Below are 16,067 nucleotides of genomic sequence, written 5' to 3' on the forward strand. Positions count from 1 at the left end.
CACAGCAACTAACTACACAACTGCTTAAAAAGCGAGGTAGCCATATTGTCGATAATGCCCAAATAACTTTTTTAGTAGTGGTACACACCAACCGCCCCCGCATCTTGCCAATGTACGAACCTACTTTTTAAAATATTGACCTTTGACCCACTCTAGTTCAGATGACCTAAGTCAACGGTATACCGGGATGAATCGCTCCCCCATGTCTAAGTTATGCAATATTCTTTGTGACTACAAACTTCTCACTGAAACTGACAAACGCATCACAGTCAATGCATTCAATCCTAGTCTTATGGCTAATACCAACTTTAATAGCGCAAATAATCTGATTATAAATGCTATCACGAATCTCGGTATGAACGCTTTTGAGGCAGTATTAGGGCGCTTAGGCAATGCTAAAAACTATGATAAGGCTTTAAGAGTGATCACTTTGCACAAATATGATGGCTTAACCGCTAAGTATATTGACCGCGACACAACTAAGTAATCCTCAAAATCATCATATGGCTACGCAAGCGTCTGATACGCTATGGCATCAGAGTGATCAACTGGTAAACTAATTATGAAACCATCGTTTCTATGTAAAAAGAAGCATAACACGCTTAAATTCCGGCATGTTATGCTTCTTTTATTTAAATTCTATGCTCAAGTCAATCTTTTTACTTAGCAACGGCATGATTCTCATCCAGCATATACTGGAATTCAATCGAACCATTCAACAAGTCAGCCTTAAACAACCCCTGCGTTCCATTGTTTTCATCGGCCATCACAACAAAGTAACTAGCCCCTTCGTCAGTAACGTGTTGGAAACTAACATATTCACCCTTAAAACCATTCTTGCGGAATAATCCAATCAACCGAATCATTTCCCGTTGTGTTACCTCATTTGCTGCTGTTTCACTCATGCTTATTTCCCCCATAATCAATTTCTCTTTGTGTATAACTCTTGTGCCGCAAAAGTTATTAACTTGTGGATAAGTTAATTCTCCACATTAATCATTATTTTTATCCACTTATCCCCATGAGTCTTACAACTTCCGGGGATAAGTCGGCTATCTAACTTAATTAATTTCAATATGCTAATACGGGCCCCATAAGTGCAGATTCCAGTACAACATCATTCACCCACACCTTAGTTTCCATCATACCCAATAACGTCCGATTCCCACCTAAAATTGCCAACTTCATCTCACGCTAGCCAACACTAACTGCATTTTAGGCCAGAAAAAAGCACCCCCACAAGTGCGGGTGCTTCTCCAAAAATCAGTAAATAATCAACCGACTATTTGCCTAACTTTTCTTTACCCAAAACCTTTAACTTGTCATCGAAATCATAGACAACTGGTTCGCCAGTAGCCATTTCAAGATCCATGATGTCGTCATCAGAGATTTGTTCGATATACTTGCTTAAGGCCCGTAATGAATTACCATGGGCTGCGATGATGATGTTTTGACCATCAAGCAACTTAGGAGCGATTTGGTCTTCCCAGAAAGGCATAACCCGTTCCAAAGTAACCTTCAAGTTTTCACCACCAGGGATGATGTTAGGATCTAAGTCAGCGTAACGACGATCGTTAACAGCTGAACCTTCATCGTCAGCACTCAATAGTGGAGGCAAAACATCATATGAACGACGCCAGATATGAACTTGATCGTCACCGTATTTTTCAGCGGTTTCCTTCTTGTTCAAACCTTGTAAAGCACCGTAATGACGTTCGTTTAAGCGCCATGATTTTGTTTCAGGAATCCAAAGTTGGTCAGATTCTTCAAGAACATAATGTAATGTCTTGATGGCACGTGTCAAAACAGAAGTGAAGGCATAGTCGAATTCTAAGCCAGCAGCTTTGATCTTTTGACCAGCCGCCTTTGCTTCTTCAACACCCTTTTCGCTTAAGTTAACATCAACCCAACCAGTGAATTGGTTGGATAGGTTCCATTCACTTTGACCGTGACGAATCAATACTAATTTTGCCATAGCAGTTAATGACCTCTTTCTAAAATTATTTACTTTGTTCATTTTACACTGAAACCGCGAAAAATCAAAATATTATCGGGGGTTATTTGCAGAATCTGAGGCCGCAGGGGAACTTTTTTTCAAATGAATTTTAGGTTTTAAGCCATGCACCGGTTTGACACCGATAATATCCAAAATAAAGTTAAAGATCGGAACGCCCACAATCAAGCCCCATACCCCGAATAACCGTTCACTAACTAGTAAAACGACGAACGTATAAAAGATCGGCAATTCCGTCCGACTCGCCATAAACTTGGGGTTAAGCACATAAGCTTCTAAAGCATGGACAACCATAATCATGAGCACCATGTAAACGACATAACGTAAGCCCCCGACCGAGTAGGCAATCAAGCTTAAGGGAATTAACGAAATGATCACGCCGGCCACTGGAATCAGACTGAGCAAGAAAATCATTAATCCTAAACTAATTAGTTGCGGCATCGCCAAGATTGCCATAAAAATCACCGTAATAACTGTATTAACAATCGCAATTAAGAATTGCGCTTCTAGCACTACCCCAAAACTATTGACGAATTTACGTGCAAAGTAGGCCACATCTTGGAAGAACCAACCAAAAGTACTCGTCAAAAATCGTTGTGAAAATAGCCGCATTTGGTGATCTTCAACCGTGAAGAAAAAGCTTAATACGAATGATAAAAAGAGTGTCACTCCCATGTTACCAATAGTTGTAATGTACTTAAACACCACCGAAATGCCACTTTTCAATTGTTTCAAAATATCTGAATCCTGAAAATATGACGTAATCCAAGTCAAAACCGTGTTGGTATCGTTCGATGAATTCTGATAGAATCGATAGACTGAGCCAAAAGTTAAAAAGGTTTGCTTAATTAATTGTGGCAAATAAGTCGTCACTGCAAAATACATCCCTAAAATGACCAGTGCGTAAATCACAATAACAATGACCGGGCTTGGAATTTTAACCCACCGGCGCACAAACCGGACTAGCCGCGTGACCAAAAACGTGAAGATAAACGTCAGTAAGATAATGCTCATCATACTGGACGCTAGATATAATCCAATAACAATCAAGATTAGTACACTCGTCCGCCGCAACCGGACATTGTGGACAAACTGTGACCAAAGTTCCAAAAGACCCACTCCCTTATTATCCTTACCCCCATTCTAACTGAAAAGCAGGTTAATAAACATGCAAAGTCCACCTCAATTATGAAAAAAAACAAGCGACTTAGCCCATCAACTGATGGCAAAGTAACTTGTTTTCATGATAACTGTTTAAGAGAAATGCATTTTCAAACTTTCCAAACCAAGCGCTTGATGGATAATCTCTGAAGCGCCCCCCAATAAAGCGGCTGATTGAACATTCTTGGTCGCCACGATTGGTACCTGGCGGCTTGGTGATGACATCTTAGCCGTTGTCTCCCGGATATCCGTCAACAACTGCGGCAAGATTTCTAGCACACTCGTATTCAATACGACCACATCCGGTGCGAAAGCCGTTGAAACATTGGCAACCACCTTTGATAAATAGTAAATGAAATCATCAAAGACTTTTGTTACCGCAGGATCATGGTTGACGTAATCATGTTTGACCGTCGTTAAATCTAACCGATCCACATGCTTAATGGCCTTTAGCTTCGCCCATAAAAACTTTTCTGACGCACAGTCATTTGCCGATTCTAGGTGGTTTTCCGCATGACGGTCTTCCATCAAGGCAGTCCCAACTTCGCCAGCTTCACCCTCATGACCTGAGTACAACCGTGAATCAGCAACAATTCCCGCATGAATTTCATCGCGGATGACGACCGAAACCACATTATCAAAGATTTCATTGTTATGAAAATCTCGTTCAAAGATTGCCGTCAAGTTCGCTTTCTTTTCCAGCATAACTGGTATACGCAGTTTGTCGCGTAAATACTTCGCCAAATCAAAGTGTGCGAGACACTTAATTGGCGTCTTTAAAATTTTATTTTCATAAATGATGCCGTCCAAGGCAATTGCGACCCCCATCAAACCATGGACAGTACCATAATCATCAACATTTCTTAATTGATCCTCAATCAAATCAATCACGTCGGTTAACGTCATATCAGTGGTCTTAAAGCTCTGAAAGTGCAAAATTTTACCGTTCAACCGCGAATACATTAATTTCACTGAATCCGGAGATAAATCAATACTAGCGACAAAGCCATAGTTCACGTTCAGCTCGGCCATCACCGGTTTGCGACCCCCATTTTTAGTACTAGCACCGCAGCCAATTTCCTTGATAAATTGGGCCCGCAGTAATTGATTATAAATGTCAGAAACCGTCACTTTATTCAAACTTAAGTTGCGTGAAATTTGACTACGACTAATTGGCCCCTCATTAATAACTTGCTGGAGCACTTGTTTTTCATTGGTACTACGCATGACATGTTTATTAATAATCATACTAAATTTCGGTGCCCGCTATCCGTCTAACTAATACGCTTAATTTGTCAAAATTAACTTGACGCTGCCATGTATTTGCTAAATCCGACCGCACACCTTAACCCCCTAATTTGTTAATATTCTATAGCATCAAACTGGAATAGTACACAAAATGGTCATTTTTATACCTATTTTGACATTAAGACGCGAAAAAAACGTTTCGCGCTGATATAAATTTGACCGCCCCCAATAAATCTACGACAACTCAAAGAACGAAAGATATCAGTCCTTACTCCTATATTTATAACAGTTTTTATAAAAAAATCACCGATTCACACTTAAAATTAAGTGTTTAATCGGCGATTGTTAAGTAAACTTCCATACTACTATTAGTTACGGCAATTATTGCTGTAAGTGTTTAGCTGCTTGAACTGGTGACGTGTGTTCAGTGGCTGCTTTTTGTAAAATCGTTTGGATCTGTGCATCACTGAAATCGCTCCCAGTCATGCCAGCTTCGGATAGTTCAGCACGCGTTGCTTGAATTTGCGCATCACTATAATTAGACCCACTAGTAGCTGAGGAAGTGCTCGTTGTCATCTGACTACTGCTCGTTGCGGCCGTGCTGCTTTCAGAAGTGCCAGCGGTACTAGCTTGCGCCCCTGGTGTCGAGCTCATCTGATTACTGCCACTGGCACTGGCTGAATCACTCGCCGGCTGACTGCTCTCACTGGTACTATTGGCACTGGTCGTGGCACTTTGAGTCGAATCATTGATTACCGGTGTCGAACCGGTTAGGGCCTTCAAAGCGGCATTATTTTCTTTCCGTAATGCTTTGGCTTTTTTATAAATATCTTGATAATAGTGTTGACTAAAACGTTTGCTCTGGAATAGGACCGTTAAGACGCCATTGGAATCCGTAAAGTCATTGGTTTGATTCAACTTGGCAGCTTGGCGATACTTCGCCTGATAGGCGGTGCGGTGACTTAACACCGTTTTGATTAAGGTCAACTTAGTCGTGGCACGTGTTACTAAAACTGACGAACCATGCTGAGTTTGCTTAACCGTTGTAAAATCGCGCTTAGCTGTTGTAAATTGGCGCCCCTTTAATGCTTTTTGCCCTGACACATAGGTCTGAGTCTGTGACAAATACCGTTCGGCTACGGTATCACTGCCCTTGGTTCGACTTGCTTTAGTAAAGTAAGTTGTCGCTTTGGTATATTGCTGATCCTTGATAGCTTGTTTCCCCGTCTTCATTTCCGACGCATAGGACCGTTCCTGTAGCTGGTGACGCGAGTACGTATAGCCACCCACACCTAAGGCCACTACGACGATAACAATCATCCACACCCATTTTTTCACAAGTGACACCCCATTTCTTGATGCTTAATTATACCATGTTTACTCAAATTACCGAGAGGCATTGTGCTTACAAAACAGTTTTCATAGGCGTATAATAGCTATTGTATTTTTATTGAGAAAGGATCCTTATTGTAATGCTAGAAAAGACTTTTTATCACACCTTTTTAAGCCGCTCATTCAATATACCTGTTCAGGTTAATTATTGGGACGGTAGTACTGAAACTTATGGTGATGGCACACCCGAAGTAACAGTGACCTTTAAAGAAGCGATCCCCGTACGGGAAATCACGAAGAATGCTTCAATTGCCTTAGGCGAAGCCTACATGGATGGTCGCATTGAAATTGATGGCAGTATTCAAAAGCTGATTGAATCCGCTTATGAATCCGCTGAAAGTTTCTTCAACGACTCGAAGCTCAAACGCTTTATGCCTAAGCAATCGCATTCCGAGAAAAAAAGCCAACAAGATATCCAAAGTCATTACGATGTCGGTAATGACTTCTACGAAATGTGGTTAGACCCTACGTTGACATATTCTTGTGCCTATTTCCAAAACGCTGATGACAGCTTGGAAACTGCGCAAATCAACAAGGTCCATCACATTATCCAAAAGCTCAACCCTGAACCTGGTAAGACCCTATTAGATATCGGTTGTGGTTGGGGAACCTTAATGCTAACGGCTGCTAAAGAATACAACTTAAAAGTCGTCGGTATTACCCTTTCTCAAGAACAATATAACCTCGTTGCCAAGCGCATCGAAGACGAAGGTTTGAGTGACGTTGCTGAAGTCCGGTTGGAAGATTACCGTGAACTAGGCGACGAACAATATGATTACATTACCAGTGTCGGCATGTTTGAACACGTTGGTAAGGATAACTTAGCGATGTATTTTGAACGCGTTAATCATTACCTTAAAGCTGATGGCGTTGCTTTATTGCACGGTATCACTCGGCAACAAGGTGGTGCAACTAACGGATGGTTAGATAAGTACATCTTCCCCGGTGGCTATGTGCCTGGGATGACTGAAAACTTACAACACATCGTTGATAACGGCTTACAAGTTGATGATGTTGAAACCTTACGTCGCCATTACCAACGGACGACTGAACTATGGGATGAAAACTTCAATGCTAAGCGGGCCGCAATTGATGAAAAAATGGGCGTCCGGTTCTCACGGATGTGGGATTTATATCTCCAAGCCTGTGCCGCTTCATTCCAGTCTGGTAACATTGACGTCATGCAATACCTTGTCTCAAAAGGACCTTCTTCACAGAATCTCCCAATGACGCGGGAATACATGTACGAAGATAATACTGTTAAAGCTTAATTAAAACGACGCTTTGGCAACCAGTGTTGATGAAGATATATTTGAGAATCCAGTTCATTTACGAATTGGATTCTTTTTTGATGGATAAATTCACAATTAAGCTGTGATTTCTTTCGATTATTTGGGCTATGTCGGGTCTCATCTGATCACCAAATAACAATTGAACAGGACTTTATAAATGACACTTTCTGTATATAAGCTTAAACAAAATCATAGCAAATAATAGCACCATCCCAATTATTAGTAGATAAGCATATATATTAATTGATTTAATCAGAAGAGCACCAATTGATGAATTAAAAAAAGTTACGCTACCAACAGCTACATTCTGTAAAGCCACATAATTCATTATAAGTTGCTTACTAGTCTCTTGATACCAAAATAATGTAAAGAGCTGTAGCCATATATAAACGACTCTTCCAATAGCCATTACAAGAATAAATAGTATTACATTATGAAATACAGCTACTGAAAACATGAGTACCGCAACTAATAAAGACATATAGGCTATTAGAGAACCGTTATCATCTTTCTCCGCAATATTATCAAATTGTTTAGAGGTTACACTGGCCAACAACTCAGCCAAAGTCATTATAAAAACAAACAATGCATAGCCGATGCTTAGCGTGCCACTATTCAAATTAATATATGAAATTGAATAAGAATCTGAGAAACCAACCATCAAGCTCATCATTGCCAGTAAAAAAATAAGGCATGTTGTTTTATTGCATTTAATTTTTCTTCTCTGACTATTAGACTGTTCAGTCTCTTGTTTCTGAAAACTCACTATCGTTTTCACCGGTAAAATGAGTAAACCTGAGATGAGCGTAAAAACGGCGTCTATTAATAGAATCTCTTTATTTGTCATACATTTTATTAATAAAATGTATGCTGGTATGACAAGCAACCGGGCTATTGTTGAAAATGTATTAGCATCTTTATTGAACGTTTTTAGTTCTTCGTTGCCGTTAATAATATGGACCACTATATTTTGAAAATTTAGATTACTACAGATTGCTAATACTTGCTCAAAAAAAACAAGTCCTAACAGTGTCGTTGGATTATTGTCTAAAAACATTAATATCAGCAAGATAAATCTAAAAAATTCAGTCAGCATTATCAATCTCTTTGCTCCTGTGTCAATAAATGGCACATCTTTTTCTAAACACTCGTTCTAATTCTGTCGGAATTAAACCAACTGATGTAATTTGAGGTTCGGATTACCAAGTCCTCAAAATTGGAAAAAGTTGTTTGAAAGGCAAACTCTCTCTTCAACAATGAGTGAAAAGCTTCAATTGGCCCATTATCATAAGGATAACCTTGTTTTGAGTATGAGTGGCTAATCTGATGCCGTTCAAGTAAAGTTTCAACTTCGTTGCTGGTGTACTGTGAACCCATGTCAGAGTGAAAATATTGTGGCTTTTGATGACATTCAAGCGCCTGATTAATCGTTTCTACAACTAACGTCGCCTCCATCTGACGACCAATCTTGAAAGCAAGAACTTGATGAACCTTTGGTTCGTAAATAGAACTGAGATAAACCCAGGTTCCTGGACGTAATTCCAAATAAGTAATGTCAGCACGCCATATCCTTGCATTGGGCTGGTGCTTGATTAAATTGGGGCGTTGCGAATGATCCACATGAGTGCCAGGTTTTTTAAATCGCCGATTCATTAAAGAGTGAATCTCCATTTCCCTCATTAATCGTAAAATTCGTTTTGACCCAACACAGATGCCTGACTTGCGAAGCACCATCGTTATTCGTGGATAACCATAGGCACGATAATTATTTTCCCAAATCAATTTAATTTTTTCTTTGAGCTGATTATCAACACGTTCGTGTTGACTAGGTTGATATCTTTTCCAATGGTAATAGGTGCTGCGCGGTAATTTCAGTGCCGAAAGAATAATTGATAAGCGGTGTCGCAATAACTGATCTTCTATGAAGACAAGGCAATTAATTCGTCCTAATGCTTTCCCAGTAACACCGCCGCAGCTTTTAAAATTTCAAGTTCCTCCTTTAATCGCTGATTTTCCTTTTGAAGTTGTTTGAATTCTTTGGACGTTACTTCAGTACCGTCTTCTAGCTCAACTGATTTAGCGTCTTTAACCCAGTTATGAATTGCGGCTGGAGAAACACCGTATTCCTCGGAAAGCGAGCGAATAGATCTTTTCTCTTCACGATGCATCTTCACAATGCTGGCTTTAAAATCATCTTGATATCGTTTCATTGGAATGCTCCTATCTTGTTTTATTAATTATGGCACAACTGTTCAGAAATTTATGTACCAAATACTAGGATAGGAGCACTTTGAGTTGAATTTTGAAGATAATACCGCAATCAAGTTGCTAAAAATCAATCCTGGTAAGGTATACGAGGCTGCAAGCAAGCCCAAATATATCGGATTATGCGATACAGAAAAGACAATAATAACGATAACAAAATAATAAAACCAATCGCCAGTTTCATTGAATACTCGACTAGTTAACAATAAATTTTTATTACTCATAATATTTTCCTTCTAAATATATCAAATCTATATCTTTTAAAGACTTCTAAATAAAGTATGACTCGTATTATTAGCAATGCCGGTGTTTTTATAGAAAGCGCTTTCTTTTTATGGCAATAAAAGGCACATGCTCTAAGATAGTAGTATGTATACTTGAGCTAGTTTCAATTGATACGAACTGCTTGTTACGATGAATTAACCCGTCATTTCGCCTGCTAATTTAAAGTTATCGCAAAACTATGCTTAATTCAAGGGCTATAGTCAAGCCATACTTACTAAAATGGTGTCGCCGGATTTCTCCATCAACACCAAATATCATAGCCTCTTAAAAACAAAGATAATATAAGCCGCTCAATCCGATCAACGTGTAAATACCGCGCCGAACCACCGGCATTGCTAATTTGTGAAGAATTTGTGTGGCAATTGCCGTCCCAACAATGGCCCCGGTCATCCCAATTAGCACTAACGGTAAAACTTTCACCGTTAAAATACCACTCGCTACACGCACGCTTGTAATATAAATAATATCAATCAAAAAAAAGGTTTGGAGATTTCCAATATAAGTCGCAGTTGTTTTTGAAATTGATAAAAAGTATAGCGCCATTAACGGACCACCGATTCCAAAAAGCCCATTGAAGAAACCCGACACCATCATAAACATCCCCGCCACAAACCAAGGATAAGGACGTGTACCGGCTTGCTTGGTGACTGTAAAGTACACGGCTAGCCCGACCAATAAACCGCCTAACAGTCGCCGTAATAGCTGCACATCTAAAACTTGGCCTAAGTGAACTGACCAAGCCGCAACACTTGCGTAGACTAAAAAGGGAATAATCACTCGTTTTAACTGAACTTGGCGATGATATCGAATGACCAATGTAATCACACTAGCAGCCATAATTAGTCCCGCTACTCCCGCACTTTGATCCATTGGCAATAACATTGGCAAAAAAATCATCATCATAATTGCTGCTCCAAATCCAGTTAACCCTTGCACCAACCCCGCTAAGAGTCCCGGCAAAAACACTAATAACCAGGTCATGACTTAAGCTCCTTTCAATTCAGCCACATAAAAAAAAGAACCGGTCGCCCAGTTCCGCAGTACAGTAACGCTGTTAAATGTGCAATACTAGCACAAAAATCATCACCGAAATTAACCCAATCACTACCGATAAGGTCATTGAACGGGTTCGGTAAGCAATCAAACCAACGATAATCGCGGAAATAATCATCCCGAGATTTCCGGTAGTAATCACTTGATAACGGCTATCAATAAAGACACTTTTAACGACCAGTGCCGTAAATAAGGAAACCGGCACAAATCGCATCCATTCATTAAACCATTCCGGAATTTTACGTTTAGTAAAGAAAAACAACGGAAAGAACCGTGGAATAAACGCCACGACGGCACAAAAGATGACCAACCATAAGTGGTCGATACTACTCATTGAACTGACTGATTGCATAACTAAACCTCTCTAAGCCTTACTTATCAGACTCTTCCATCGCCGATTGACCCGTCGGATCATGCACTTTATATAACAAGTGACTTTCCGGTTTATGCGCCAATAAATGCCGTTCAATGAAGTAACCCGTCAGTGACGCCAATAAGGTGGCCACAACTAATCCTAAAGTACTCTTCATCAAAACCAGGAAGAAAATCGTTAAAACGCCTGATAACGCACACACTAAAATGGTTAGGCGACTCTTGGTTTGCATAATTGCCATATAAATAAATAGTGCTGTGAGGGCAAAATCAACTACGCTCAGATTAATCGTCAAGGCACTGCCGATTAAACTCCCAATAATATTACTAACCGTCCAAAAGATTAACGAATAATGCTCCACCAACATCGCTTGACTTGGCTTCCAATGCTTATCCGTCGCAAACTTCAAATAATTAACCGCATAATTTTCATCATTCATCGAAAAGGCAAATAAGAAAATGAACGGTACCGACTGCCCTTTTAGATAACGGGATAAACTCGATCCCAGCAGGGCATATCGTAGCTCTAAGAAAAACATCATCAAAATAATTGTGGTCATGGGTGCATTGATCGTTAACATCGATGCAATCAAAAACTGGGCGCCACCGGAAAAGACCATGACTGAGATTAACGCTGTCAGTAAATGGTTGAACCCGGCTGCATGCAGTAAGACCCCACATGCCAACCCAATAGGAATATAGCTAAGCCCCAGTGGCATTACTGTTCGTAAAACCACTAACCAATTTGGCTCGTTCTTTTTCACCAATAATGCCTCCAGTACCGTACCAGTAAAGAATTCTAGCAACATTGTCTGATGTCTATTTACTTAGACATTCGGGTTTAATTTTAACATGTTTCTAGCGTCAATCCTACCTTTTACTAGCGATTGTTCGCTCATTCACGTGCTGCAAACGATTACATCACTAATTTCTAGTCAAAATGCTGTCCTAAAATAACTAAATCATTCGGGCGTTGATTCAACTCTGCGACGGCTGGTAAAAAGCCCCATTGTTGATAGCCAAATTTTTCAAATAATTTGATACTCGGCAAATTACTCGAGAAGACATAGGCCAATAAAGTAGTTAAACCAACTGCCGTTAATTTGGTCGGGATCATCGCCAAAACCTGACTGCCGATGCCTTGACCATGAACCGCTCGATCTAAGTAAATCGAAATTTCGGCGGTTTTTGCATAAGCGGCACGCCCATAAAATGGCGAAAAACTTAACCAGCCGACAACGGTCTCAGCTTGCAGAATCACCCACAATGGATAATGATCAACTGAATGCGCTAAAAACCATGGCCGCCGTTGATCCACCGTCACGGGTTCTAAATCAGCCGTAACCTGATGACTAGGGATCGTTTGGTTATAAATATCGACAATCGTTGGTAAGTCTGACATCGTTGCTAGCCGTAACGTCACACTCATATTATCGGACCTCCATCCAAGACACATTTTATAAGTTAGCTCTATTATACAATTAATCGTTAATGGACAACATTTCTTTTTCGCATCAGTTTAGCAATAAAAAAAACGAGCCACGATTTTCATCATGACCCGTTTGCATGCTGATTTCAGCATGCATAATCTTAATTAAACCAGCTCTTAACGCCACGCCACATTCTGACGAAGACATTGGCTTTTTCAATTGACTTCTTAGGCGTAACTTTCAACGTTAACTGCTTACTTTGACTCCCATTAACAACCTGAATCGGAGTCTTATTCAACTTCAAAGTAGCCGTCCCAACGGTTTTACCATGTTTAACGGGCGCTTGCAGCTTACCAGCCGTCGTCGCAGACTTTTGCAAGCTAGTCGTCCCTTTAATGGCACTCGCATCCGTGCCAGTTGCTAAGTAAATCTTAGTTGCAGCACTGTTAGAAACTAACGCCGACGTTAAAGCTTTCCCATCTTGAACTTGCACCGCTTTGGCACCCTTAATGGCACTGTTCTTTGTTAAAGTAGTCGTCGTAAAGTTATGGTAGACATATGACATAATCGCTGCCGTTTGTGTAAACCGTTCGGTACCACTATCATTAGCGGCACCAGCATGCATCACGACCGTAATAATCCGATTACCATTACTAAACTTAACAGTCCCGGTAAAGGCATTGCCGGCCTTAGTAGAAGTCCCCGTCTTTAGCCCATCGACTGGTAACGCCGCATAGTGTTTAACGAGTCCCTTCAACATAAAGTTTCGATTATCCATCTTAGTCGCAGAACTCGTGCCCTTTTCAAACCAAGCATGCGCAATGCTAGACGTCTTGAGCACTTCTGGGTACTTGCTCAATAACTTTTGAGCTACTGTAGCAACGTCTTGAGCTGACATTTCATTTTCAGCAGACGCAGCCACATTACTATAACCGATAGTACTGCCGACTTCCTTATTCGTTAAACCAGAGGCATTAATGATGGTAGCATCCGTAATACCGAACGACTTAGCGGTTTTTCGCATCAACGTCACAAATTGATGTGGTGAGCCTGCAACAGCATCACCTAACGCAGTAATGGCTGCATTCGCTGAATAAATTTCAGTCGCATTATACAGTTGCCGTACCGAATAAGTCTTAGTTGATAATAATGGCACGTTCGCATATTCTGTATTCTGACTCATTTTGGCAACTGCTTTGCTGACACTGATTTTTTGATTCCAAGATAACTTACCTTCGTGAATCGCTTGTAAAACTAAGTATGTACTCAGCATTTTCGTCATTGACGCAATCGCCATCGGCTTCGTACTATTCTTGTCGTATAAAATTTGCCCCGTATCGGCATCCACAGCAATCGCAGCCTTGGCTGAAATGGTTGGCGTCGTCGCAGCTTGAGCGTCAATGGTCGCTCCCGCAATACCCAATCCAGTGGTGGTAAACGTCACTGCCGCTACCAACGTGATCATAATTTTCTTTAACTTTCCCGCAACTCTCATCTGTCAATTATCCCTTTCCTGACTGTCCTAATCTCAGTTTAAATAATAATGGTACTCGAAACAAGTTAATTCGTGATTTTTTGCTTAGTTTTCGTCAATGGTTGATCATGCTTAACCGGGAGATGCATCACAAAACTCGTTAATTCGTCATCACTTTGCGCATAGATATAGCCACCATGGTGCGTGACAATGCTTTGCGCAATCGCCAAGCCTAGCCCCGAACCGCCAGTCGCTTTAGACCGTGATTCCTCGACCCGATAAAATCGTTCAAATAAAAGGCCTAAAGAATCGGCTGGAATGCGTTTACCATCATTAGTGACGTGAACCACTACTTCTGGACCGCGTTGTTCCGCTTGTAAAATAACTTTTTTAGCCCCATCACCATATTTAAACGCATTCGTAATCAAATTATTAAAGACTCGCCCTAATTTTTCCGCATCCGCTTCCAGATAAATAGGTGCTGACCCCGTTTCAACGCTAATCGTGAGCTGCTTCTTATTAGCTTCCAACTCAAAACTAGCCGCCAATTGTTCTAGCATCGCAGTTAGATTCAACCGGCTAATGTTCAGGGGCGTTTCAGTCTGTCGAACCTTAGTGTACTCGAATAAATCTTCCACCAAGGACTTCATCTGTGTCGCCTTAGTATAGGCAATGTGCGTATATTTTATCAGATCAGCTTCCGATTGATACTGGTGATTTTCAATCAACCCAAGATACCCAATGATTGACGTTAACGGCGTCCGGATATCATGACTCACATTGGTAATCAGCGCATCTTTCGACCGTTCGATTTCACGTTCTTCATCCATTGAATGAATCGCAGAATCAACGAGGGCATTCACGCTTTCAACCACCCGTTGCGTATCACCAGTCAAATTAAAATTAATCCGATGATCAAAATGCCCTGCGGCAATATAATGTAACTCACTGATAATATGCCGCAATTGCATTTGCTTATAGCGCCGAATGAGCCGCCAATATAAGACAAACCCATCCGCAATGACCATTAGCGCAATAAATAGATTTTCATAACTCCATAATTGATAATTCGTCGGTCCGATTTTAATCGAACGCTTTATCTGAAAAATACCACTTTGTAACCCGGGATTATGCGCAATCGCACTATTAATCAACACCACAATTGACAAGTTTAAAAGGAGTAGCAAAATAACGGTCACTACTCCTTCAAAGAACAATTCACTTTTTTCACGTCCTGTTAATTTCAAAAGTTAACCTCGCTCTTAACGTGATTCAATCTTGTAACCAACGCCCCAGACAGTTTGAATGACTTTTTCTCCATCTGTCGCTTCTTCAATCTTATCGCGCAAGTGACTCACATGGACCATGACCGTTTTGGCAGATACAATACTCTCTTGTTGCCAAACTCGTTCAAAAATATCATCCGCTGAAAAGACCCGGTTAGGATGACTAGCCAAGAGATATAGAATGCCAAATTCCAAGGCAGTTAATTGAATATCCTTGCCAGTCAGTGTCTTGACTTCATGTGAATCTTTATTAATCGTCAATGGCCCGATGTCTAAAATATCCGGTTCATTAGTCGTCACATTGTTTTCAGACCGCCGTAGCAATGACTTGACCCGTGCCATAATTTCTAACGGATTGAATGGCTTTGTCACGTAATCATCGGCCCCAGTAATTAAGCCTTGAATTTTATCCATATCGCCAGTTTTAGCGGATAACACTAAGATGGGTAGCTGAGAGTCTTTACGGACTTCCTTAATGACTTCAATCCCGTCCATTTCCGGCATCATAATATCCAAAATCATCAGTGCAATATCCGGATTCGTATTTAGTTTCGTCAGGGCTTCTTTCCCGTTATAAGCACTGATTGGTTCGTAACCTTCATTTTTGATATAAATCTCTAATAGTTGCGCAATTTCTTTATCGTCATCGACTACCAAAATTTTCATATTAATTTCTCCTCATATTAATTCTATTTATATTCTACCAAAAAGTATTAATCAACGGGGTATTCAAGGTGCTATTTAGAGAAAACGCAAAGATTGTTCGGGTTAATCATTGACGCCAGCGCCCTTATC

The 16,067-nt window shown here is 40.5% G+C and carries 15 protein-coding genes; 1 reads left to right on the plus strand and 14 read right to left on the minus strand.

Annotation, left to right across the window (positions count from 1 at the left end):
* Nucleotides 1–659: 659 nt before the first annotated feature.
* The 5 genes from C5Z25_RS05465 to C5Z25_RS05485 all read right to left on the minus strand — a co-directional run bounded on the left by C5Z25_RS05465 (nt 660) and on the right by C5Z25_RS05485 (nt 5,761).
* Nucleotides 660–905 (minus strand): hypothetical protein, encoded by a 246-nt coding sequence (locus C5Z25_RS05465; protein WP_105451711.1) that lies wholly within the window; start codon nt 903–905, stop codon nt 660–662.
* A 377-nt stretch (nt 906–1,282) separates the two neighbouring features.
* The gene (locus C5Z25_RS05470; RefSeq protein WP_105449214.1) at nt 1,283–1,975 is read right to left on the minus strand and encodes a 2,3-diphosphoglycerate-dependent phosphoglycerate mutase; all 693 of its coding nucleotides are present in this window, start codon (nt 1,973–1,975) and stop codon (nt 1,283–1,285) included.
* 72 nt (nt 1,976–2,047) lie between these two features.
* Complete coding sequence (locus tag C5Z25_RS05475) at nt 2,048–3,124, minus strand: AI-2E family transporter (RefSeq protein ID WP_199774933.1); 1,077 nt, start codon at nt 3,122–3,124, stop codon at nt 2,048–2,050.
* A 144-nt stretch (nt 3,125–3,268) separates the two neighbouring features.
* Nucleotides 3,269–4,423: an ROK family protein gene (locus tag C5Z25_RS05480; RefSeq protein WP_105451713.1), complete on the minus strand. Its 1,155-nt coding sequence runs from the start codon at nt 4,421–4,423 to the stop codon at nt 3,269–3,271.
* Between the two features lie 381 nt (nt 4,424–4,804).
* The gene (locus C5Z25_RS05485) at nt 4,805–5,761 is read right to left on the minus strand and encodes a cell surface protein (protein WP_105451714.1); all 957 of its coding nucleotides are present in this window, start codon (nt 5,759–5,761) and stop codon (nt 4,805–4,807) included.
* A 134-nt stretch (nt 5,762–5,895) separates the two neighbouring features.
* Here C5Z25_RS05485 and C5Z25_RS05490 point away from each other — a divergent pair, with 134 nt between their 5' ends.
* Nucleotides 5,896–7,086, plus strand: a complete 1,191-nt coding sequence (locus C5Z25_RS05490; RefSeq protein WP_105451715.1) for an SAM-dependent methyltransferase — start codon at nt 5,896–5,898, stop codon at nt 7,084–7,086.
* Nucleotides 7,087–7,258: 172 nt separating this feature from the next.
* On the opposite strand, the gene C5Z25_RS05495 is transcribed toward C5Z25_RS05490, so the two are convergent.
* From C5Z25_RS05495 to croR, 9 genes are all read right to left on the minus strand, one after another.
* Nucleotides 7,259–8,203, minus strand: coding sequence for a hypothetical protein (locus tag C5Z25_RS05495; RefSeq protein ID WP_158682916.1), 945 nt, complete (start codon nt 8,201–8,203; stop codon nt 7,259–7,261).
* 44 nt (nt 8,204–8,247) lie between these two features.
* Nucleotides 8,248–9,317 (minus strand): IS3-like element IS1163 family transposase gene (locus C5Z25_RS05500; protein WP_105451717.1). Its coding sequence is split into 2 segments (ribosomal slippage): nt 8,248–9,089 and nt 9,089–9,317, totalling 1,071 coding nucleotides; the frame shifts between segments, so codons are not numbered across the junction.
* Nucleotides 9,318–9,921: 604 nt separating this feature from the next.
* Entirely contained in the window at nt 9,922–10,638 is a 717-nt protein-coding gene (locus tag C5Z25_RS05505) for a sulfite exporter TauE/SafE family protein (RefSeq protein ID WP_105451718.1), read from the minus strand.
* A 73-nt stretch (nt 10,639–10,711) separates the two neighbouring features.
* Nucleotides 10,712–11,062 (minus strand): AzlD domain-containing protein, encoded by a 351-nt coding sequence (locus tag C5Z25_RS05510; protein ID WP_105451719.1) that lies wholly within the window; start codon nt 11,060–11,062, stop codon nt 10,712–10,714.
* A 19-nt stretch (nt 11,063–11,081) separates the two neighbouring features.
* Nucleotides 11,082–11,891, minus strand: a complete 810-nt coding sequence (locus tag C5Z25_RS05515; RefSeq protein WP_105449221.1) for an AzlC family ABC transporter permease — start codon at nt 11,889–11,891, stop codon at nt 11,082–11,084.
* Nucleotides 11,892–12,013: 122 nt separating this feature from the next.
* On the minus strand, nt 12,014–12,511 hold the full coding sequence (locus C5Z25_RS05520; protein ID WP_105451720.1) for a GNAT family N-acetyltransferase: 498 nt from the start codon (nt 12,509–12,511) through the stop codon (nt 12,014–12,016).
* 161 nt (nt 12,512–12,672) lie between these two features.
* Nucleotides 12,673–14,007 (minus strand): D-alanyl-D-alanine carboxypeptidase family protein, encoded by a 1,335-nt coding sequence (locus tag C5Z25_RS05525; RefSeq protein WP_105451721.1) that lies wholly within the window; start codon nt 14,005–14,007, stop codon nt 12,673–12,675.
* Between the two features lie 65 nt (nt 14,008–14,072).
* A complete protein-coding gene (locus C5Z25_RS05530) occupies nt 14,073–15,233 on the minus strand; it encodes a sensor histidine kinase (protein ID WP_105451722.1) in 1,161 nt (386 codons plus the stop codon).
* Nucleotides 15,234–15,248: 15 nt separating this feature from the next.
* Nucleotides 15,249–15,938, minus strand: coding sequence for a response regulator transcription factor CroR (gene croR / locus C5Z25_RS05535; protein ID WP_105451723.1), 690 nt, complete (start codon nt 15,936–15,938; stop codon nt 15,249–15,251).
* Between the last annotated feature and the right edge of the window lie 129 nt (nt 15,939–16,067).

It is taken from the genome of Lactobacillus sp. CBA3605 (genome assembly GCF_002970915.1).
Classification (GTDB): Bacteria; Bacillota; Bacilli; order Lactobacillales; family Lactobacillaceae; genus Lactiplantibacillus.

Bases quoted from the DNA above. Each gene is read 5' to 3' on its own strand.
- C5Z25_RS05465 (WP_105451711.1), bottom strand. From the start codon at position 905: ATGAGTGAAACAGCAGCAAATGAGGTAACACAACGGGAAATGATTCGG.
- C5Z25_RS05470 (WP_105449214.1), bottom strand. From the start codon at position 1,975: ATGGCAAAATTAGTATTGATTCGTCACGGTCAAAGTGAATGGAACCTA.
- C5Z25_RS05480 (WP_105451713.1), bottom strand. From the start codon at position 4,423: ATGATTATTAATAAACATGTCATGCGTAGTACCAATGAAAAACAAGTG.
- C5Z25_RS05490 (WP_105451715.1), top strand. From the start codon at position 5,896: ATGCTAGAAAAGACTTTTTATCACACCTTTTTAAGCCGCTCATTCAAT.
- C5Z25_RS05495 (WP_158682916.1), bottom strand. From the start codon at position 8,203: ATGCTGACTGAATTTTTTAGATTTATCTTGCTGATATTAATGTTTTTA.
- C5Z25_RS05505 (WP_105451718.1), bottom strand. From the start codon at position 10,638: ATGACCTGGTTATTAGTGTTTTTGCCGGGACTCTTAGCGGGGTTGGTG.
- C5Z25_RS05510 (WP_105451719.1), bottom strand. From the start codon at position 11,062: ATGCAATCAGTCAGTTCAATGAGTAGTATCGACCACTTATGGTTGGTC.
- C5Z25_RS05515 (WP_105449221.1), bottom strand. From the start codon at position 11,891: ATGTTGCTAGAATTCTTTACTGGTACGGTACTGGAGGCATTATTGGTG.
- C5Z25_RS05520 (WP_105451720.1), bottom strand. From the start codon at position 12,511: ATGAGTGTGACGTTACGGCTAGCAACGATGTCAGACTTACCAACGATT.
- C5Z25_RS05525 (WP_105451721.1), bottom strand. From the start codon at position 14,007: ATGAGAGTTGCGGGAAAGTTAAAGAAAATTATGATCACGTTGGTAGCG.
- croR (WP_105451723.1), bottom strand. From the start codon at position 15,938: ATGAAAATTTTGGTAGTCGATGACGATAAAGAAATTGCGCAACTATTA.